The 18,804-nt window shown below is 68.3% G+C and carries 17 protein-coding genes; 9 read left to right on the top strand and 8 right to left on the bottom strand.

Going from position 1 to position 18,804, the window contains the following annotated elements; translation table 11 throughout:
- Positions 1–28 precede the first annotated feature (28 nt).
- Positions 29–556 (top strand): methylated-DNA--[protein]-cysteine S-methyltransferase, encoded by a 528-nt coding sequence (locus P7A99_RS03125; RefSeq protein WP_277792479.1) that lies wholly within the window; start codon positions 29–31, stop codon positions 554–556.
- Here the strand turns inward: P7A99_RS03125 and P7A99_RS03120 are convergent.
- From P7A99_RS03120 to P7A99_RS03110, 3 genes are all read right to left on the bottom strand, one after another.
- A complete protein-coding gene (locus P7A99_RS03120; RefSeq protein ID WP_277792478.1) occupies positions 524–1,276 on the bottom strand; it encodes a TlpA disulfide reductase family protein in 753 nt (250 codons plus the stop codon). The genes P7A99_RS03125 and P7A99_RS03120 overlap by 33 nt on opposite strands.
- A 70-nt stretch (positions 1,277–1,346) precedes the next feature.
- Positions 1,347–1,784 (bottom strand): DUF4345 family protein, encoded by a 438-nt coding sequence (locus P7A99_RS03115; protein WP_277792477.1) that lies wholly within the window; start codon positions 1,782–1,784, stop codon positions 1,347–1,349.
- Positions 1,785–2,177, bottom strand: coding sequence for a VOC family protein (locus P7A99_RS03110; protein ID WP_277792476.1), 393 nt, complete (start codon positions 2,175–2,177; stop codon positions 1,785–1,787).
- 191 nt (positions 2,178–2,368) lie between these two features.
- Between P7A99_RS03110 and groES the strand changes: the two genes are divergently transcribed.
- From groES to P7A99_RS03090, 4 genes are all read left to right on the top strand, one after another.
- Positions 2,369–2,659, top strand: coding sequence for a co-chaperone GroES (groES, locus tag P7A99_RS03105; protein ID WP_277792475.1), 291 nt, complete (start codon positions 2,369–2,371; stop codon positions 2,657–2,659).
- Positions 2,660–2,722: 63 nt separating this feature from the next.
- Entirely contained in the window at positions 2,723–4,366 is a 1,644-nt protein-coding gene (gene groL / locus P7A99_RS03100; protein WP_277792474.1) for a chaperonin GroEL, read from the top strand.
- Positions 4,367–4,462: 96 nt separating this feature from the next.
- Entirely contained in the window at positions 4,463–4,774 is a 312-nt protein-coding gene (locus P7A99_RS03095; protein WP_101715081.1) for a hypothetical protein, read from the top strand.
- Positions 4,775–4,991: 217 nt separating this feature from the next.
- Complete coding sequence (locus P7A99_RS03090) at positions 4,992–5,675, top strand: Fe2+-dependent dioxygenase (RefSeq protein WP_101718209.1); 684 nt, start codon at positions 4,992–4,994, stop codon at positions 5,673–5,675.
- A 189-nt stretch (positions 5,676–5,864) separates the two neighbouring features.
- On the opposite strand, the gene P7A99_RS03085 is transcribed toward P7A99_RS03090, so the two are convergent.
- The 4 genes from P7A99_RS03085 to P7A99_RS03070 all read right to left on the bottom strand — a co-directional run bounded on the left by P7A99_RS03085 (position 5,865) and on the right by P7A99_RS03070 (position 12,845).
- A complete protein-coding gene (locus tag P7A99_RS03085; RefSeq protein ID WP_277792473.1) occupies positions 5,865–7,394 on the bottom strand; it encodes a tryptophan halogenase family protein in 1,530 nt (509 codons plus the stop codon).
- A 38-nt stretch (positions 7,395–7,432) separates the two neighbouring features.
- Positions 7,433–8,971 carry a tryptophan halogenase family protein gene (locus tag P7A99_RS03080; RefSeq protein WP_277792472.1) on the bottom strand — a complete coding sequence of 513 codons (1,539 nt, stop codon included), beginning with the start codon at positions 8,969–8,971 and terminating at the stop codon, positions 7,433–7,435.
- Between the two features lie 167 nt (positions 8,972–9,138).
- Positions 9,139–12,282, bottom strand: a complete 3,144-nt coding sequence (locus P7A99_RS03075) for a TonB-dependent receptor (RefSeq protein WP_277792471.1) — start codon at positions 12,280–12,282, stop codon at positions 9,139–9,141.
- Positions 12,283–12,635: 353 nt separating this feature from the next.
- Positions 12,636–12,845: a hypothetical protein gene (locus P7A99_RS03070; protein ID WP_277792470.1), complete on the bottom strand. Its 210-nt coding sequence runs from the start codon at positions 12,843–12,845 to the stop codon at positions 12,636–12,638.
- 105 nt (positions 12,846–12,950) lie between these two features.
- Between P7A99_RS03070 and P7A99_RS03065 the strand changes: the two genes are divergently transcribed.
- The 4 genes from P7A99_RS03065 (at position 12,951) to P7A99_RS03050 (ending at position 17,741) form a co-directional block, all read left to right on the top strand.
- Positions 12,951–13,988 (top strand): LacI family DNA-binding transcriptional regulator, encoded by a 1,038-nt coding sequence (locus tag P7A99_RS03065; RefSeq protein ID WP_277792469.1) that lies wholly within the window; start codon positions 12,951–12,953, stop codon positions 13,986–13,988.
- Positions 13,989–14,053: 65 nt separating this feature from the next.
- A complete protein-coding gene (locus tag P7A99_RS03060) occupies positions 14,054–16,321 on the top strand; it encodes a beta-glucosidase family protein (RefSeq protein ID WP_277792468.1) in 2,268 nt (755 codons plus the stop codon).
- A gap of 246 nt (positions 16,322–16,567) precedes the next feature.
- Entirely contained in the window at positions 16,568–17,311 is a 744-nt protein-coding gene (locus tag P7A99_RS03055; protein WP_277792467.1) for a hypothetical protein, read from the top strand.
- A gap of 28 nt (positions 17,312–17,339) precedes the next feature.
- Entirely contained in the window at positions 17,340–17,741 is a 402-nt protein-coding gene (locus tag P7A99_RS03050; RefSeq protein ID WP_277792466.1) for an OsmC family protein, read from the top strand.
- A 207-nt stretch (positions 17,742–17,948) separates the two neighbouring features.
- On the opposite strand, the gene P7A99_RS03045 is transcribed toward P7A99_RS03050, so the two are convergent.
- Entirely contained in the window at positions 17,949–18,803 is an 855-nt protein-coding gene (locus P7A99_RS03045) for a cytochrome c1 (protein WP_277792465.1), read from the bottom strand.
- Position 18,804: the final 1 nt, after the last annotated feature.

Raw genomic sequence — 18,804 nt, 5'->3', positions numbered from 1 at the left:
CGAAAGCAGCGCGACGCATAGTGTCGCCATGCCGACTCGCCCGCCAGCCCGCCTGTTCCTGGATCGCGCGCCCAGCCCGATCGGCGAGCTGCTGCTGGCCAGTGACGCCGAAGGCATGCTGCGGGCGGTGGACTTCCACGACTTCGAGCCGCGGATGCTGCGGCTACTGGGCCTGCACTACGGCGCGGTCGCGCTGGAGCCGGGCGCGGCGCCGACCGCGACCCGGGTCGCGCTGGCCGCCTATTTCGAGGGCGACCTGACCGCTCTGACGGCCATTCCCTGGACGACCGGCGGCACGGCGTTTCAGCAGGCGGTGTGGCGCGCCCTGGGCGATGTCGCGGCCGGAACCACCCTGACCTACGCCGCCCTGGCGCTGCGCATCGGCAAGCCGGCGGCGGTGCGCGCCGTCGGCGCGGCCAACGGCGCTAATCCGCTCAGCATCGTCGTGCCCTGCCACCGCCTGGTCGGCGCGAACGGCGCCCTCACCGGCTACGGCGGGGGCGTCGAACGCAAGGCCTGGCTGCTAGCTCACGAGGGGGCGCGACCGCGCGGCTGAACCGCCGGCGATCTCGCCACGCGACAGGGCCTTCATCAGCGCTTCGCCGTCGGGCGCGGCCCACAGGGTGCCGATCTTGGCGACGTCCGCGGCCGTGACCTTGCCGCCCTCGCCGGTGCCCTGGACCATGCCGTTCATCGGCGCGCCGAACTGGCGGGCCAGCACCGTTCCGTCCGCCGCGACCAGCAGGTTGCATGGCAAGCCCGGACGCGCCGGACCGTTCGGTGTCTCGCGCACGCTGAGCGCCTGGAACAGGCCCTTGGAGTCGGGTCCGCGGTCGATCACCGGCGCGAACACGCCGGCCTTGTGCTTCTTGAGCACGAAACCCGCCTCGGCGGCCGTGATCGGCTCGCGTGGGGCGGTCAGGATCGGCAGGATGCGGAAGTTCCGGCCGCCGAACTTCTCCTGCAGCATCGCCAGGTCGCCCAGTTCGTGCAGGCACGGCGCGCACCAGGGCGCCCACAGCGACACCAGGGTCAGGCCCGGCTGCAGCTTCAGCGGGGCGACGCCGTCGCGCCGCTCGACATTGACCGCCGGGACCGCCAGCCCCGCCGGCGGCTCGCGAAACGCCCTGGCCATCCGGTTGTTGCGCAGGGCCGGCGTGTCGAACGCCTTGGCCGGATCGCCCAGCACCGGAAACCTCTTCTGCGCCTCAGCCGTGCCAGCGCCCGCCAGAGCCGCCGCGCCGGCCATCGCCGCGCGCCTCGTCCACGTCGTCATCCCGCTCTCCGTTGCTGGAAACCCCAGGACGCAATCTCAAGTGGAACAGCGGCGCTTTTGCGGCGAAGCTTCAGACCAGCATGCTGCCGCCGATGCGGTGCAGCGGCAGGCTGCCTTCGTTGAAGAACGGCAGGGCCAGGGTGATCCCCATCAGGATGTCGAGCAGCACGCTGCCGTAGTTGAAGCGTCCGCCGGCCTTCTGCAGCAGCATCGAGACCAGCCGTCCGAAGGCCGCGCCGAACCAGGCGATGGCCAGCACCAGGGCCATGGCCGCCCCGGCGCTGGACTGCCAGCCCAGGAACAGAGCCGCCGCCCCGTGCGAGGCGATCAACAGACCGCCGAAGGCCCGCCCCTCAGTCAGGGCGGTATTGCGCCCGCCCTCCTGCTCGCTCTTCAGCCCCGCCAGGCCCAGCATCGAGTCCGGCCGCGCCAGCACCAGCCCGCCCAACACGCCGCCGATGACGCAGGCGATCACGGCCAGGATCAGCGACAGGGCATAGCTCGACATTCAGTCCTCCGAAACGGGGGCGTGGTGGACGGCCTCGACATTGAACCCGTCCGGATCCAGCACGAAGGCCCCATAGTAGTGTTCGTGGTAATGAGGGCGAAGTCCGGGCGGGCCGTTGTCGCGGCCGCCGGCCTTTATCGCGGCCTCGTAGAACGCATCGACCTCGGCGCGGCTCCCCGCCGCGAAACACACGTGCAGCTTGCCGCTGGTCCCTCCCCCGCCCGAGATCCAGAACTGCGGCCGCTGGGTGCCATAACCGACGACGTCGATCCCGCCGGTGTGTTCCTTGGGCACGGCGTACAAGCGCGAAACGCCGAGCGGCGCCAGGGCCGCGTCATAAAAGACCGCCGACCGCTCGAAATCGGCGACGCCGAACCCCATGTGGTCGAACATCGAAAACTCCTCCCCCTGCGCGCCCGTGTTCACCTTGATCGCAAAAACTTCGCGGCCGCTCTCCTTGACTCCCCAGGGGGCGGCGCCTAACTCGTGACCGGCGTTGGCACTCGGTGGGAGCGACTGCTAACAGCGACGCTCCCTCGGCCTACGAAAGCCTTTTACAGAAACCGTTCCGACGGAGAAGACACATGAAGTTTCGTCCCCTGGGCGACCGCGTCCTCGTGAAGCGCGTCGAAGAAGAAACCACCACCAAGGGCGGGATCATCATCCCCGACACCGCCAAGGAAAAGCCCCAGGAAGGCGAAGTCGTCGCCGTTGGCCCGGGCGCCCGCAACGACAAGGGCGACCTGGTCGCTCTGGACCTGAAGGCCGGCGACCGCATCCTGTTCGGCAAGTGGTCGGGCACCGAAGTGAAGGTCGACGGTCAGGACCTGCTGATCATGAAGGAAAGCGACGTCCTGGGCGTGCTCGAAGCCTGATCGGCTTCCGCCTCCGGATCGTTTCCATCCTCCGAAATTCCCTAGATTAGAAAGGCGCCCGACATGGCCGCTAAAGACGTCTACTTCTCCTCCGACGCGCGCGACAAGATGCTGCGCGGCGTCAACGTTCTCGCCAACGCCGTGAAGGTGACCCTCGGTCCGAAGGGCCGCAACGTGGTCATCGAAAAGTCCTTCGGCGCCCCGCGCACCACCAAGGACGGCGTCTCGGTCGCCAAGGAAATCGAACTGGCCGACAAGTTCGAGAACCTCGGCGCGCAGATGATCCGCGAAGTCGCTTCGAAGACGAACGACAAGGCCGGCGACGGCACCACCACCGCCACCGTCCTGGCTCAAGCCATCGTCCAGGAAGGCCTCAAGTCGGTCGCCGCCGGCATGAACCCGATGGACCTGAAGCGCGGCATCGACAAGGCCGTCGCCATCGCCGTCGAAGACATCAAGGCTTCGTCGAAGAAGGTCACCACCAACGGTGAAATCGCCCAGGTCGGCACCATCTCGGCCAACGGCGACAAGGAAGTCGGCGAGATGATCGCCAAGGCCATGGACAAGGTCGGCAACGAAGGCGTCATCACCGTCGAAGAAGCCAAGACCGCCGAGACCGAACTCGACGTCGTCGAAGGCATGCAGTTCGACCGCGGCTACCTGTCGCCGTACTTCATCACCAACGCCGACAAGATGGAAGTTCAGCTCGAAGAGCCGCTGATCCTCCTGTTCGAAAAGAAGCTGTCGTCGCTGCAGCCGCTGCTGCCGGTGCTGGAAGCCGTCGTCCAGTCGGGCCGTCCGCTGGTGATCATCGCTGAAGACGTCGAAGGCGAGGCCCTGGCCACGCTGGTCGTCAACAAGCTGCGCGGCGGCCTGCGCGTCGCCGCCGTCAAGGCTCCGGGCTTCGGCGACCGCCGCAAGGCCATGCTGGAAGACATCGCCATCCTGACCGGCGCTCAGGTCGTCAGCGAAGACCTCGGCATCAAGCTCGAGAACGTTTCGCTCGACATGCTGGGCCGCGCCAAGAAGGTCTCGATCACCAAGGACGACACCACCATCGTGGACGGCGTCGGTGAGAAGGACGCGATCGAAGCCCGCATCGCCCAGATCAAGCGCCAGATCGAAGACACCACCTCGGACTACGACAAGGAAAAGCTGCAGGAACGTCTGGCCAAGCTGGCCGGCGGCGTCGCGGTCATCCGCGTCGGCGGTTCGACCGAAGTCGAAGTGAAGGAAAAGAAGGACCGCGTTGACGACGCCCTGAACGCGACCCGCGCGGCCGCCGACGAAGGCATCGTCCCGGGTGGCGGCACCGCCCTGCTGAAGGCCTCCAAGGCCCTGGCCGGCGTCACCGGCGACAACGACGACCAGACCGCTGGCATCGCCATCGTCCGTCGCGCCCTGCAGGCTCCGATCCGTCAGATCGCCGAGAACGCCGGCGTCGAAGGCTCGATCGTGGTCGGCAAGATCCTGGAAAACGACAGCAGCTCGTTCGGCTTCAACGCCCAGAGCGAACAGTATGTCGACCTGGTCGTCGACGGCGTCATCGACCCGGCCAAGGTCGTCCGCACCGCTCTGCAGAACGCCGCTTCGGTGGCCGGCCTGCTGATCACCACGGAAGCCGCCATCGTCGAAGCCCCCAAGAAGGGCGGCGCCGCCGCTGCTCCGGGCGGCATGCCGGGCGGCATGGGCGACATGGACTTCTAATTTAGAAGTCCGGTCACTCAGACCGAACCAAAGAGAAGGGCGGAGCCGCGAGGCTCCGCCCTTTTTCTTTGCCCGCTTCACCGCTACATCCGGCCCATGTTCCGCCAACGCCCCGACGCCGACATGATCCCCCAGGGCTGGGTGATCGCCGTGATGGTCGAGGTCCCTGGCGAGCGCACGCCCGTCCCGCACTACTTCGCCGTCGGCAAGGCCGACCGGGCCCTGGCCGAATGGGCGGCGACGGACCTGGCCCAGCAGGCCGGCACGATCGCCTCCAGCCCGGTCGACGGCCGCGAGCCGGTCGACGCCATGCGCCAAATCCTGGCCTACCGCATGCGTGAGCTCGGCCTGAAGACCGGCGAGGCCCGGGCTCTGGGCGACAAGTATCCGAGGCGTTGGTTGTTCTGAGATCCTCCCCCTGAAGGGGGAGGTGGCCCGAAGGGCCGGAGGGGGAAGTATCCTCTGAACTTCTGCATTCCCTTCCCCCTCAGTCGCTCCGCGACAGCTCCCCCTTCAGGAGGAGCATCTTGTTCCCCTTACGCAATCTTCTGCGAGGCGTTCGCATTGCCGCGCGCCGCCTCAGGGCCTAAAGCCTGAGCACAAGACGACTTAAGGCCGCCCCGCCATGATGCTGCAGATCCCCGACGTGCTGAGCCCCGACGAAGTCGCCCATTGCCGGGCGGTGATCGACGCGGCGCCGTGGGTCGACGGCAACGCCACCTCGGGCTTCCAGGCGGCCATGGCCAAGAACAACCAGCAGCTGCCGCAGGACGGCCCGGCCGCCCGCGAGGTCGGGGCGATCATCGTCCAGGCCCTGCAGGCCAACCCGCTGTTCGTCTCGGCCGCCCTGCCCCACACCATCCTGCCGCCGCTGTTCAACCGCTACGGCGAGGGCATGGGCTTCGGCGACCACGTCGACAACTCGATCCGCCGCAACCCCGCCACGGGCGCCCAGATCCGCACGGATCTCTCCGCCACCCTGTTCCTGAGCGATCCCGACGACTATGACGGCGGCGAGCTGGTGGTCGACGACACCTATGGCAGCCACCTGGTAAAACTACCGGCCGGCTCGCTGATCCTCTATCCGGCCTCGAGCCTGCACCACGTGACCCCGGTCACGCGCGGAACCCGCACCGCCAGCTTTTTCTGGATCCAGAGCCTGGTGCGCGACGACGCCAAGCGGGCCCTGATGCTGGACATGGACGTCTCGATCCAGCGCCTGGCCGGCCAGGTCGGCCAGGCCGACCCGTCGGTGCTGTCGCTGACCGGCACCTACCACAACCTCCTGCGGATGTGGGCTGAGGTGTAGGCCCAAAAACACCTCTCCCGTGGGGAGAGGGAGGGGCCCGCCGCGCAGCGGTGGGAGGGTGAGGGCGTACACCGTTGGCGGTCCTGTCACCAATAGCCGCTGCCCTGTCCGGAAAGGCCCAAACCCCTCACCCTCCCATGGCTCCGCCATGGGCCCCTCCCTCTCCCTATGGGAGAGGTGGAACTCGCCCTACCCCGCCCGCTTCAGCAGCGCCTCGGGCGCCGGCGCCGGGCAGTACTGGCGCAGGAAGTCGCCGTGGCTCGGCAGGGTGTCCACCAGCTCGCTGAGCATCGGCGCCGACTTGTCGAGCAGGCCCTTCACCACCCCGGCCGGCAGGGTGTCGACCAGCTGCTGGTAGCGCTTGGGCCGGATGCCCATGCCCTCCATAACCGACTGCCAGCTGGGCGCGCGGAACATGTCGTCGACCCCATCGCGCAGCACGCCGCTGGCCTTGAACAGCTCGATCCGCTCGCGCAGGCTCTCGGGCGGCGTCACCTGCTGGTAGGCGCGCCAGAACGGCGTGTCGTCGCGCTTGGTCGTGAAGTAGTGCAGCACGATGAAGTCGCGGATCTCCTCGTAGTCGACCTGCATGCGCCTGTTGTACTCGGCCGCCAGCACCGGATCGCAGTCGCGGTCGGGGAAGAACCGCAGCAGGTAGTCGACGCCGCGATAGATCAGGTGCAGGGCCGTCGACTCCAGCGGCTCGATGAAGCCGCCGGCCAGACCGATGGCCACGCAGTTCTTGTTGAACAGCTGCTTGCGCATGCCGGTCTTGAACGGCACCAGCCAGGGATCGCGCACCGCCTCGCCCTCGACCTGGCTCATCAGCGTGGCCAGGGCCTCGTCGTCGCTGCAGTACTGGCTGCAATAGACGTAGCCGTTGCCGGCCCGGTGCTGCAGCGGGATCCGCCAGCGCCAGCCGGCGTCCTGGGCCTGGGCCAGGGTGTAGGGGTGCGGGTCCTGGATATTGGCGGTCTGCACCGCTATGGCCCGGTCGTTCAGCAGCACGTCCGACCAGTCGAGGAACTCCGTCCCCAGGGCCTTGCCGTTCAGCAGCGAGCGGAAGCCCGAGCAGTCGATGAAGAGGTCGCCCGAGGACTCGCGGCCGTCCTGGAGGATCACCTTCTCGATGAAGCCGTCAGGGCGCGTGGCCACGTCCTTGACGATACCCTCGGTGCGCTTGACGCCCCGGGCCTCGGCGAACTTGCGCAGGAACTTGGCCAGCAGGGCCGCGTCGATGTGCACGGCGTAGTTGGCGTTGGCCAGCATGGTGCGCGGGGCCATGGCCGGCGACATGAACTTCCAGCGGTCGGCCATCACCGAGGCCGGGGCGAAGTCCTGCAAGCTGGACGGATGGCCCTCGGCCTTGCCGCGCAGCCACACCTGGTAGAACTCGTGCACGTCCACCAGACCGCCGATCAGGCCGAACGGGTGGTAATAGACCTCGTCCTTCTTGCGCCAGTTCTCGAACCGGATGGCCAGCTTGAAGGCGGCTTGCGTCTCTTTCATGAACTCGACCTCGTCGATGCCGAGGCTGCGGATCAGCTGAAGGAACGGCGGGATGGTGCTTTCGCCGACGCCGATGATGCCGATCTGCTCGGACTCGATCAGCTCGATCTCGCAGGGGCTGTCCTTGAGATAGTGGCTGATCATCGCCGCCGTGATCCAGCCGGCCGAGCCGCCGCCCACGATCACGATCTTCCGCAGATTATTGGCCATCGGCCGCCTCCCGTACGCTTGTCTCTTGTCGTTCTTGTCTATTCGGCCGCCGCCGGCGCCGCGCCGACATAGCGGCGCAGGAAGTCGCCATGGGTCGGGGCCTGGGCCACCGCCCGGGCCACGCCCGCCCGCATCTGGTTCAGGCTGGCGGCCAGGGCCTGGCCGTCGATCCCGTCCAGCGCGGGGTCCCAGCCATCCGGCAGGATGTCGAAACCGGCGAAGATCGCCAGCCAGCTGGGCGGCTGGAACATCTCCCAGCGGTAGCGGGCGATGTGGCCGCGCGAGCGGAACAGCTCGACCTTGCGGGCCAGGGTCTCGGGGATGTCGGCGTCGCGGGTGGTGCGCCAGAACGGCGTGTCGCCCCGCTGGGCTGCCTTGTAGTGCAGCACCACGAAGTCGCGCACCCGCTCCATCTCGCGCCGGGACCAGTCGTTGTACTCGTCGACCACGGCCGGATCGAAGCCGCGGTCGGGGAACAGGGCCTTCAGCTTCTCGATGCCCGTCTCGATCAGCGCGATCGAGGTGCTTTCCAGCGGCTCCAGGAAGCCCGACGCCAGGCCCAGCGCCACGACGTTGCGGTTCCACGCCTTCCTGCGACGGCCCGGCGTGAAGCGGATCAGGCGCGGCTCGTGCAGCAGGCGGTCGGGCACGGCGGCGACCAGCTCGGCCTTGGCGGCCTCGTCGTCGATATGCCGGCTCGAATAGACGTAGCCGTTGCCGTAGCGGTGCTGCAGCGGGATGCGCCAGCGCCAGCCGGCGCTGTGGGCGGTGACGTCGGTATAGGGCGGCGGCTCGGCGCCCTCAGGCGGCTGGCTTTGGACGGCCAGGGCCCGATCGCAGAACAGCCATTGCGACCAATCCTCGTAGCCGGTTCCCAGCGTCTCCTCGATCAGCAGGCCGCGGAACCCCGAGCAGTCGATGAAGAGATCGCCTTCCAGGCTTTGCCCCGTATGCAGGTCCAGAGAGGCGACGAAGCCGTCCTCGGGACGCAGGTTGACCTTCACGACCTTGGCGTCGATGCGCTTGACGCCGTTGGCCTGCGCCACACGGCGCATCAGCTGGGCGAACAGGGCCGCGTCGAAGTGCAGAGCCCAGTCGAACACCGACAGGCTGGACGGCGGATTGGCGGCCGGCACGGTGAACTTGCCCGCCGCCGCCAGGCTGGCGCCCAGCGAATACTCGCCCATCTCGCCGACGTCGGCGGCGCTGCGGGCCTTCAGCCAGTAGTGCTGGAAGGGCACCCCGTTCAGGTCCTGGCCGTACAGGCTGAAGGGATGGATGAAGGCCGAGCCCGGCGCCATCCAGTCCTTGAAGCGGATGCCCAGCTTGCAGGTGCCTTGCGTGGCGCGCAGCACCTCCAGGTCGTCGAGACCCAGAGACTGGTAGAAATTGCGGATGGTGGGGATGGTCGCCTCGCCCACCCCGATCGTGCCGATCTCGGAACTTTCGACCAGGGTGATGTCGATCGGCGCCTTGCCGAAGTGGCGACGCAGGCTCGCGGCCGCCATCCAGCCGGCGGTGCCCCCGCCGACGATGACGATGCTGCGGATGCGCCCCTTGCGGACGTCTTCGCTCATGGCCGGTCCTCCCCGAACCGGAAAATCGGCGCCCTGGGACGCCGATGGCCCGGACCGCGAAACTGGCGCCCGAATGCGCCGTTGGATAGCTGCCTTCCCAAACAAAAAGAGCCGCCGTGACGACCCCGAAGGGCCGCCACGACGGGCGCAGGGAGGAAGGCTTCAGATCACCACTTGGCGCGGATGCCGAGGGTGTAGCGGGGCTCGAACTCGTTCTGCGACGAATACTGTTCCTTGCCCTTGGCGAAACGCAGGTAGTAGTCCTCGATCTCGCCGGTGACGTTCGAGCCGTTGAAATAGACCGTCACGTTCTTGCGGACGTCGTAGCTGACATTGACGTCCACATAGCCGGTCGAGCCCTGGTAGATCGGGATCACCCGCTGACCGCCACCGCCCATGGTGCCGGACAGGCGGTCGGTGCGGTAGTTGTAGGCCACGCGCGCCTGCAGCTTGTCGTCCTGGTACCAGCCGACCAGGTTGAACTGGTGCTTGGAGTTGTCGAAGAACGGCAGCTTGTCGCCCTTCAGGTCCAGACGCGACTCCTCGCTGGGCGAGTAGGTGTAGTTGGTGTCGACGCCGAAGTTCTTCAGGATCGGCACGTCCGGGATGATGTCGGTGAAGGCGATCTTGGCGCCCAGTTCGACACCCGAGACCTCGCCGCCGTCGCCTTGCAGCGGCAGCGACACGTCGACCTCGCGGCGGACGACGCCGTCCTGGTCGGGGAAGCTGCCCTTGATCGTGCCGCCGGTGACGAAGCTGTCGATTTTCAGCTTGAAGGCCGAGATGTTCAGCATCGAGGCCCGACCGAAGTAGTACTCGATCGCGCCGTCGAAGTTCTGCGAACGCCACGGATCGAGGTTCGGGTTGCCCGAGGCGCTGGCCCCGGTCACGCAGCGAACGTTCGGCATGGTCGCGCCGCAGTCGGCGGTGAAGATCGACAGGCCGCCGCCGTAGCTGCCCAGATCCAGCGGCTGCATCGTCTTGGAGTAGGCGAAGCGCAGCTTGATGTTGTCGGTCAGGTCGTAGGTGGCGTTGAACGACGGCAGCCAGTCGGTGTACTTGCGGCGGGTGACCGTGTCGCCGGCGTCGGCGTTGGTGTCGCCGTAGTTCATGACGTCGCCGGTCAGGTTCTGCTTCACCAGCAGTTCGGTCTGGATGACGCGCAGGCCGAAGTCGCCCGACAGCTGGCCGATCTCGAAGGCGCCGGCGCCGTAGGCGCTCTGTTCCTTCAGGTCGACGTCGTAGGTCTGGCCGGGCACCTGCACGCGGACGGCGTCGCCGAACACCTTCTTCTGGAAGGCCAGCACGTCGTCGAAGTCACGCGGGTCGATGGCCCAGAAGCCGGGCATGCCCTTGGTGACGCCGCCCAGGTTGTTGACCCAGATGGCGTTGTTGTAGGTCGTCAGCTTGGTCGGACGGTTGACCGTGTAGCCCTGGAACTCCGGCACGCCGGTGACCGGGTTGGGCACGAACTCGCCGGCCTGGCACTGGTTCTGGTTCATGACGACGTCGATGGCCTTCCACTGAGCCATGCAGCCGCCGGCCGGCACGGGCGTGCCGTTGGCCTGCACCGCGCCGGGAACCCCGCCGTAGAAGCCCGAGAACAGGTGGAACTGCTCGACGCTGACCGAACGGTCGCTCTGGCGAACGCCGGCGTCGACCTTGGTGATGAAGCCCAGCAGCTTGTCGTCGAACTTGTAGTGGCCGTCGGCGCGGAACACGTTCATGTCCGACGAGACCTCGTTGTTGCCTTCCGACGAGAAGGCCCCGATCGCGTAGCTGTCCTTGTTGGCCATGTAGTCGCGCAGGGACTTGCCCGCGCCCAGGCCGCCCGAGATCGGCGTGTCGAAGCCGCTCCAGACCGGGCTCTTGCCGCTGACGTCGTAGTGCAGCTGCGGGTTCTGGCCGTAGCCCAGCGGGTTCGGGTTCAGGTAGCAGCCGCCGGCTGAGCCAGCGACGGCGTTGCTGCGCTGGCTAGCGGGATACTGGTCGCAGATGGCCTTCGGATAGAAGGTGCCGCGAGTGCGATCCTGGGCGTTGCGGAACAGCGTAAAGCGGTCAGGCGCGTACTGCCAATTGCTGAGGTCGCCCTGGGCCTGGCCGTTCATGCTCAGGCGGTCGCCGTTGGCGCGAATGGCCCGGGCCTCGAAGCTGAACGGGCCGTTGTTGTCGTATTTCAGTTCGAGATTGTAGTTCTTGCTCTCGGACTTGGTGACGCGGTTGACGGTGAACGAGTTCACCCACCAGGCGTCGATGTCGTACTCGCTGACCGCCAGCCACGGACGGCCGTTGCCGCCGATCGGGGCCGGGCCAGGCGGCGGGGCGCTGACGCCGGTCTGCTCGAAGTCGGTGGGACGGGTCCAGTTGCCGAAGGCGCCGCCGTCCCAGCGGTTGGAGATGTTGATGCCGGCGGCGCGGTTATATTCGTCGAGCTTGGCGTAGAAGCCCTCGGCCACCAGGGTGAAGCCCTCGCCCAGGTCGGCCTCGAACGACACGTTGACGCCGGTGCGCTTGCGCTCGACCACGCGGTTGAAGCTTTCGAAGCCGTGCGGCGACAGGAAGTTGTTCGGGTTCGAACCGCCCCAGTCGTTGTTGCCCGACAGCGAGACGGCGCCCGAGAAGTTGTTGCCCAGGTTCGACTTGCTCTGCGCGGCCGAGACCAGCAGGCCGACGCGGTCATTGCGCCAGCTGGCCAGGATATTGGCCAGGTAGTCGTCTTCCTTGGTGCGTTCGCCGCGCTGGGCTTCGGCCGCGCCGGCGAAGGTGAAGCCTTCCTGCATCTGGAACGGCCGGCGGGTGCGCAGGTCGATGGTGCCCGAGATGCCCGACAGGGCGTTGTTCGGGTCGGTCGACTTGTAGACCAGCACCTGGTTCATCAGCTGCGAGGGCACGTCCAGCAGGTTGGGCTGGGCCGAGCCCATGTTGCCCGCGCTGAGATACTGCTCGCCGTTCAGCAGGGTGATGACCTGGGCTAGGCCCCGGATGTTGACGGTGGCGCCTTCGCCGGCGTTGCGCTGGATCTGGATGCCCGGGATGCGCTGCAGCGAGTCGGCGATGGTGACGTCGGGCAGCTTGCCGATGTCCTCGGCCGAGATGGCGTCGACGATCGAGGCCTCGCGGCGCTTGACGTCGACCGACTTCAGCTGCGAGCCGCGCACGCCGGTGACGACGATCTCGTCGACGGCGGTCTCTTCGGTCGAGCCGGCGGTCTGCGCCAGGGCGGATGTGGTGATGACGGCCTGCGACGCGCCGGCCAGAAGGGCCAGGGTCAGGCCGCGAGTCCAGACGGACTTCTTACGTAGTGTGGTCAAGTCGATCGCTCCCCAATGTCTTGTTCTTGCGTTCGGGCCGCGACGCCTTTTGACGCCGCGGTGGGTCTCGAGCCGGGCCTAGACCTTCATGCCAACCTGCTTCGGCGGCCTCGGCCCGGTGATTGTCCTGTCGGCGACCCCCGGCGCCGGAACGGTGCTGCGATCCGGCCCTCAGACGCCGGTCACGGCGGCAACATTCCCAAATGTCCCAATCAAGTCAACAAGAATGTCAACGTTGTCATTTCCGGAAATCAGCGGGTTGCGAAGCGTTGCCACGGCGCAATCAGCCGCCAACCGGGACCACCCGCAATCCGCTTACCCATTGTTTTGCATGTATATTTTTCAAGTACGCATCACCAGAAGCCGAAAAGGACAGCGCTGACAAGCGCCCATGAGCGAGCAATCACCGCGTGTCCGCACACGAGTGTCTCGACATCGATTTTTACCGGAACGGGAATCGGAAGCGTTTCCATCGCCAGCCAGTTGACCTGACGGACATTCAAAATGACCACACAAATGTCCACGACGAGGACATTTTTTGACCACTCCATGTCCCATCGCATGACAAGCCGATTGGGCTGCGGTATGGCTGGTGCTCGGGAGCCGTCGGGCCGCCCCCTGCCGGGGGATGCGCGCCACGCGGCCAAGGCGGGTGCGGGTCTTCACGAATGACGACGATTCACGATGTGGCCAAGCGGGCTGGCGTCTCGGCCAAGACCGTCTCGCGCGTGATGAACGACCACGCCAGCGTCACCACCAAGACCCGCGACAAGGTCCGCGAGGCCATGGCCGCCCTCGGCTACCAGCCCAGCGCCGTGGCCCGTCACTTCCGCGCGCAAGGCGCCTCGGCCGTCGGCGTGCTGATGGGCGACCCCAGCGGCGGCTATCACACCCGCACCCACCACGCCCTGCTGCTGGCCTGCCTGGAGACAGGCCGTCACCTGACCGTGGAGCTGTTCGACGGCCCGGTGGTCGGCTGGCACGAGCGCATCCGCGCCTTCATCGAGGACGGCGGCATCCGCGAAGTCATCCTGCTGCCGCCCGAATGCGACTTCGGCCCGCTGAAGGCGCTGATGCGCGAGCTGGACGTGCGCTGCGTGCTGATCTCGCCGACCACGCCCGATCCCAACTTCCCGGCCATCGCCATGGACGACCGCGCCGCCGCCCGCGAGGTGGTCGAGCACCTGTTCAGCCTGGGCCACACCCGCATCGGCCACATCGCCGGCCACCCCGACCATGCCGCCAGCACCCATCGCCGCAACGGCTTCTTCGAGGCCTACGCCGCCGCCGGCCTGCCGCGCCCGGCGCCGGAGCTGATCGTCGGGGGCGAGTTCACCTTCAAGACCGGCATGGACGCGGCCAAGCTGCTGCTCGACATCGACGAGCCGCCGACCGCGATCTTCGCCGCCAATGACGATATGGCCGCCGCCACCTGCATGGAGGCCCAGCGCCGCGGCCTGCGCATTCCCGACGACCTGTCGGTGGTCGGCTTCGACGACGCGCCGATCGCCGGGGTCATCTGGCCGACCCTGACCACCATCCGCCAGCCGTTCGAGCCGATGGCCCTGCGCGCCCTGCAGACCTTCGCGGCCTGGAACAGCAGCGACTCGGGCATCCGCCCCAGCCCGTTCCTGGCCCAGCACACCCTGGTGGTCCGCGAATCCACCGGCCCGGCCCGAAAGCGGCCGCCGGGCAAGACCAGCTGACGGAGCGCTCCGTCAGCGAACCATCCGCCGGCTCGCCGGCCAAGATCATACGAGTGGGAGGTAGAATGAACTCGCGTCTCTGGCGCGCCAGCGCCCTGGCCCTGACCATCGCCACAATGGGCCTCCCCGCCCTCGCCCAGGGCCATGCCGGCCACGCGGGCCATGGCGCGCCCGCCGCCGCCCCGGCCGGCCAGCCGTGGCTGGACCCCAAGCTCGACGCCGACACGCGCGCCGACCTGGCCGTCAAGGCCATGACCCAGGACGAGAAGCTGACCCTGGTCTACGGCTACTTCGGCGCCGACATGAAGCCCAAGTACACGCGCATCGAAGCCTCGCTGCCCGGCTCAGCCGGCTATGTGCCGGGCCTGCCGCGCCTGGGGATCCCCGCCCAGTTCGAGACCGACGCCGGCATCGGCGTGGCCACCCAAGGCAGCGCGGCGCAGTTCCGCGAGCGCACCGCCCTGCCCTCCGGCATGGCCACCACGGCCACCTGGAACCCGGCTCTGGCCGAGAAGGGCGGCGCGATGATCGGCAAGGAGGCCCGCGACTCGGGCTTCAACGTCATGCTGGCCGGCGGCGTGAACCTGGTCCGCGAGCCGCGCAACGGCCGCAACTTCGAATATGGCGGCGAGGACCCGCTGCTGGCCGGCGTGATGGTCGGGGCCCAGATCAAGGGCATCCAGTCCAACCACATCGTCTCGACGATCAAGCACTACGCCCTGAACGCCCAGGAGACCGGCCGCTTCGTGGTCGACAGCAAGATCGGCGACGCCGACGCCCGCACCTCCGACCTGCTGGCCTTCCAGATCGCCATGGAGGCGTCGGACCCGCACTCGGTGATGTGCGCCTACAACCGCGTCAACGGCCACTATTCCTGCGAGAACGACTGGCTGCTGAACAAGGTGCTCAAGCAGGACTGGGGCTACAAGGGCTACGTGATGTCCGACTGGGGCGCCGTGCACTCGGGCGCCAAGTCGGTCAACGCGGGTCTGGACCAGGAATCGGCCGGCGACGCCTTTGACAAGCAGCCCTTCCTGGCCGGCGTGCTGAAGGCCGATCTGGCCAGCGGCGCGGTCAGCCAGGCGCGCCTGGACGACATGGCCCGCCGCATCGTCCGCTCGCTGTTCGCCAGCGGCGCGGTCGACCATCCGGTGAAGATCGCGCCCATCGATCTGGCCGCCAACGGCAAGGTCAGCCAGGCCGACGCCGAGGAAGGCATGGTCCTGCTGAAGAACGACAAGGGCGTGCTGCCCCTGGCGCTGAAGGCCCAGAAAGTCGCCGTGATCGGCGCCTATGCCGATGTCGGCGTGCTGTCGGGCGGCGGCTCGTCGCAGGTCTATCCGGCCGGCGGCCGCGCCGTGCAGGGGCTGGAGCCCAAGACCTGGCCGGGCCCGGTGATCTACTATCCGTCCTCGCCGCTGAAGGCCCTGCAGGCGCGCAGCCCCCAGGCGAAGTTCACCTACAACGACGGCAAGGACGCCGCCGCGGTCGCCAAGCTGGCGGCCGACAGCGACCTCGTCATCGTCTTCGCCGACCAGTGGACCACCGAGTCGGAAGACGTGCCGTCCCTGGCCCTGCCCAAGAACCAGGACGCCATGATCGCCGCAGCCGCCAAGGCCGGAAAGCCGACCGTCGTGGTGCTCGAGACCGGCGGCCCGGTGACCATGCCGTGGCTGGGCGACGTCGGCGCGGTGCTGCAGGCCTGGTTCCCCGGCACCAGCGGCGGCGAGGCCATCGCCCGCGTGCTCACCGGCGAGGTGGACGCGACCGGCCGCCTGCCGGTGACCTTCCCGGCCAGCGAGGCCCAACTGCCGCGTCCCAAGCTCGACGGCGACCCCAAGAAGCCCGACGCCCTGTTCGCGGTCGACTATTCGATCGAGGGCGCGGCCGTCGGCTACAAGTGGTTCGACAAGAAGGGCCTCAAGCCGCTGTTCCCGTTCGGCCACGGCCTGTCCTACACCAGCTTCGCCTATTCGGACCTGAAGACCTCGAGCGCCGGCGGCCAGCTGAGCGTGTCGTTCAAGGTCACCAACACCGGCAAGCGCGCCGGCAAGGACGTGCCGCAGGTCTATGTCGCGCCCAAGGCCGGCGGCTGGGAGGCCCCGCGTCGCCTGGCCGGCTTCGAGAAGGTCGAGCTCGCCCCTGGCGCCAGCAAGACGGTGACCCTGGCGGTCGACCCGCGCCTGCTGGCCACCTGGGACGAGAAGGCCCACGGCTGGAAGGTCGCGGCCGGCGACTACGAGGTGCAGCTGGGGGCCTCGTCCGCCGCGATCTCGGCGCGCGCCACGGCGGCCGTCGCGGCGCAGAGCGTGCCGGTGGGGCTGCGGAAGTAAATATCCTCCCCCTGAAGGGGGAGGTGGCCCGGAGGGCCGGAGGGGGAAGCGGCTGCTGAGACGCCGCTGTCACTTCCCCCTCAGTCGCTTCGCGACAGTTCCCCCTTCAGGGGGAGCATCCTGAAGAGGGCGGGCGCGATGCGTCTGCCCTCTTTCCGTTCAAGCCATGCGCGATGCGAGGGGCTATGGCTCGGTCACCCACCCGACGCTTTCCACCCCCGCCCCCACCGCTCTAGTCTGCCCCCCATGCGCGCTCCGCTTCTCGCCCTGGCCCTGACGCTCGCGACCGCCGCCGCCGCGCGGGCCGGCGAGACCGCCTGCTGGTTCGAGAACGGCGCGGTCGTGGCCCCCGCAGCGGTCGGCGACATGACCGGCGACTTCGTCATCGACCTGTCGGCGCCCCACACCATGCTGCACAACACCAAGGCCCAGGCCGGCGGCTTCGAGGCCACCGACCTCTCCCTGCCCGTCCGCGTGGCTGGACAGGCCCTTCCCGCCCAGCCGGTGACGGTGGCCGATCTCGACTATCGCGGCGTCGGCTTCGTCGCGCCCATCGCCGGGGTCATCGGGGCCGACATCCTGGCCCGCTACACGGTGGTGATCGACTTCTCGCCCTGCCGGCTGTGGCTGGAGCCCGCCGACGGCCTCTCGCGCCCCTCAGGACCCGCCCTGCCGGTCGAGATGGTCGGCGGGGTGCCGACGGTGCGCGCCAGCGCCTCCGACGGCTTCTCGAGCGTCCGGGGCCCCTTCGCCCTCGACACAGCGTCGGCGGGCGCCCTGCGCGCCCGCGGACCGGCCGACGGACCACGCCAGGCGCCGGCCGGCACGGTGGCGGGTCTTACCTTCGACGGCCGGCTCTATCCCCGCGCTCGCGCGGTGAAGGCCGGCGACCTGCCGCCCGGCGTCGTCGGCGCCCTGGGCGTCGAGGTGCTGGCCCGGGGCCGGCTGCGGCTGGACACGGCCGCCCACGCCCTGTGGCTGACGCCCTAAAGCCTCCTCATCCAATACGGAGTTTCCCATGGGCTCGCGTGTTCACGCCGTCACCGCCAATCCGCGCCACACCATTCAGCTCGACGTCAACGGCCACAAGCTGGTCGGCGACGAGCCCCCGGCCCTCGGCGGCCAGGACGCCGGCCCGCCGCCCTTCGGCTTCGTGCTGGCGGGCCTTGCGGCCTGCACCGCCACCACCCTGCGCATGTACGCCGACCGCAAGGGCTGGGGCGAGGTGACCATCGAGACCACGCTGACGCTCGACAACAGCGGCGACAAGCCCCGCATAGACCGCAAGGTCTCGGCCACCGGCGACCTCGACGACGCCGCCATCGCCCGCCTGCGCGACGTGGTCGAGCGCACCCCGGTGACCCTGGCGCTGAAGAGCGGGTTCGGGATCGACACGGTGCTGGAAAAGGCCGCCTCCTGACTGGCCGGCCTGCTCCTCCCCCGCCTGCGGGGGAGGGGGACCACGAAGTGGTGGAGGGGGCGGCGGCGCGCATGGCGCTCTGTCCCTCGCCCCCTCCGTCACGGCGCTGATAGCGCCGCGCCACCTCCCCCGCTTCGCGAGGGAGGAGTAAAAAAGGGCCCGGCGTCGCCGCCGGGCCCTTCTTCATTTCCAGTCTGAACGCGCCGCTCAGTGCGACTCGTTCTTCCAGACCTTGCGGTAGCTCGCATAGAGCAGCCCGGCGAAGAGGATCAGGTAGATCATCACCGCGAAGCCCGTCTGCTTGCGCTCTTCCAGCTTGGGCTCGGCGGCCCACATCAGGAAGGCCGAGACGTCGCGGGCCTGCTGGTCGACCGTGGCCTTGGTGCCGTCGTCGAAGGTGACGCCGTTCAAGGTCAGCGGCGGGGCCATGGCGATGAAGCCGCCCGGCGGAACGTGGGCGTGGTCACCGCTCCAGTAGGCCGCCAGGTCGCCCGGCATGTACGGGTTGTAGTGCTGGCCCGGACCGACCTTCAGGCCCGCCGGCGGGTTCTTGTAGCCCGTGACGATGGCGTGGATGTAGTCGGGACCGCCGGTGCGGGCCTTGGCCAGCAGCGACATGTCCGGCGGGAACGCGCCGCCGTTGCTGGCGCGGGCCGCGGCCTCGTTCGGGAACGGCGAGGGGAAGCGGTCGGCGCTGGTGGCCGGACGCTTGATGGCGTCGCCCGTTTCGGAGTCGATGTCGGCGACCTCGAACTCCTTGGCGATCGCCTTGACCCACGGGTTGTCGTTCGAGTTCGGGTACTTCTCGTTATAGAACGGGCCGCCCTTGTCGCCGAGGTTCCGGAAGCTGACCAGCTTCATGGAGTGGCACGACGAGCAGACCTCGCGATAGACCTTGTAGCCGCGTTGCAGCTGGGCCTGGTCGAACTTGCCGAACGGGCCGTTGAACGACCAGTGGATCTTTTCCGGTTCCAGCGGGTGACCGGCGGCCAGGGCCGGGGCGGCGGCGAACGACGCCATCAGACCCGCGACCGCTGCGATGACGGAGAGTTTGCGCAGCATC

This window comes from Caulobacter endophyticus, assembly GCF_029543245.1.
Taxonomy (GTDB): Bacteria; Pseudomonadota; Alphaproteobacteria; order Caulobacterales; family Caulobacteraceae; genus Caulobacter; species Caulobacter endophyticus_A.
The sequence above is the reverse complement of the archived record's forward strand: the minus strand, read 5'-3'. Positions and strand labels throughout refer to the sequence as shown.

Coding starts and splice junctions, on each gene's coding strand:
- P7A99_RS03125 (WP_277792479.1), top strand. CDS start 29: ATGCCGACTCGCCCGCCAGCCCGCCTGTTCCTGGATCGCGCGCCCAGC.
- P7A99_RS03120 (WP_277792478.1), bottom strand. CDS start 1,276: ATGACGACGTGGACGAGGCGCGCGGCGATGGCCGGCGCGGCGGCTCTG.
- P7A99_RS03115 (WP_277792477.1), bottom strand. CDS start 1,784: ATGTCGAGCTATGCCCTGTCGCTGATCCTGGCCGTGATCGCCTGCGTC.
- P7A99_RS03110 (WP_277792476.1), bottom strand. CDS start 2,177: ATGTTCGACCACATGGGGTTCGGCGTCGCCGATTTCGAGCGGTCGGCG.
- groES (WP_277792475.1), top strand. CDS start 2,369: ATGAAGTTTCGTCCCCTGGGCGACCGCGTCCTCGTGAAGCGCGTCGAA.
- groL (WP_277792474.1), top strand. CDS start 2,723: ATGGCCGCTAAAGACGTCTACTTCTCCTCCGACGCGCGCGACAAGATG.
- P7A99_RS03095 (WP_101715081.1), top strand. CDS start 4,463: ATGTTCCGCCAACGCCCCGACGCCGACATGATCCCCCAGGGCTGGGTG.
- P7A99_RS03090 (WP_101718209.1), top strand. CDS start 4,992: ATGATGCTGCAGATCCCCGACGTGCTGAGCCCCGACGAAGTCGCCCAT.
- P7A99_RS03085 (WP_277792473.1), bottom strand. CDS start 7,394: ATGGCCAATAATCTGCGGAAGATCGTGATCGTGGGCGGCGGCTCGGCC.
- P7A99_RS03080 (WP_277792472.1), bottom strand. CDS start 8,971: ATGAGCGAAGACGTCCGCAAGGGGCGCATCCGCAGCATCGTCATCGTC.
- P7A99_RS03070 (WP_277792470.1), bottom strand. CDS start 12,845: ATGCGATGGGACATGGAGTGGTCAAAAAATGTCCTCGTCGTGGACATT.
- P7A99_RS03065 (WP_277792469.1), top strand. CDS start 12,951: ATGACGACGATTCACGATGTGGCCAAGCGGGCTGGCGTCTCGGCCAAG.
- P7A99_RS03060 (WP_277792468.1), top strand. CDS start 14,054: ATGAACTCGCGTCTCTGGCGCGCCAGCGCCCTGGCCCTGACCATCGCC.
- P7A99_RS03055 (WP_277792467.1), top strand. CDS start 16,568: ATGCGCGCTCCGCTTCTCGCCCTGGCCCTGACGCTCGCGACCGCCGCC.
- P7A99_RS03050 (WP_277792466.1), top strand. CDS start 17,340: ATGGGCTCGCGTGTTCACGCCGTCACCGCCAATCCGCGCCACACCATT.
- P7A99_RS03045 (WP_277792465.1), bottom strand. CDS start 18,803: ATGCTGCGCAAACTCTCCGTCATCGCAGCGGTCGCGGGTCTGATGGCG.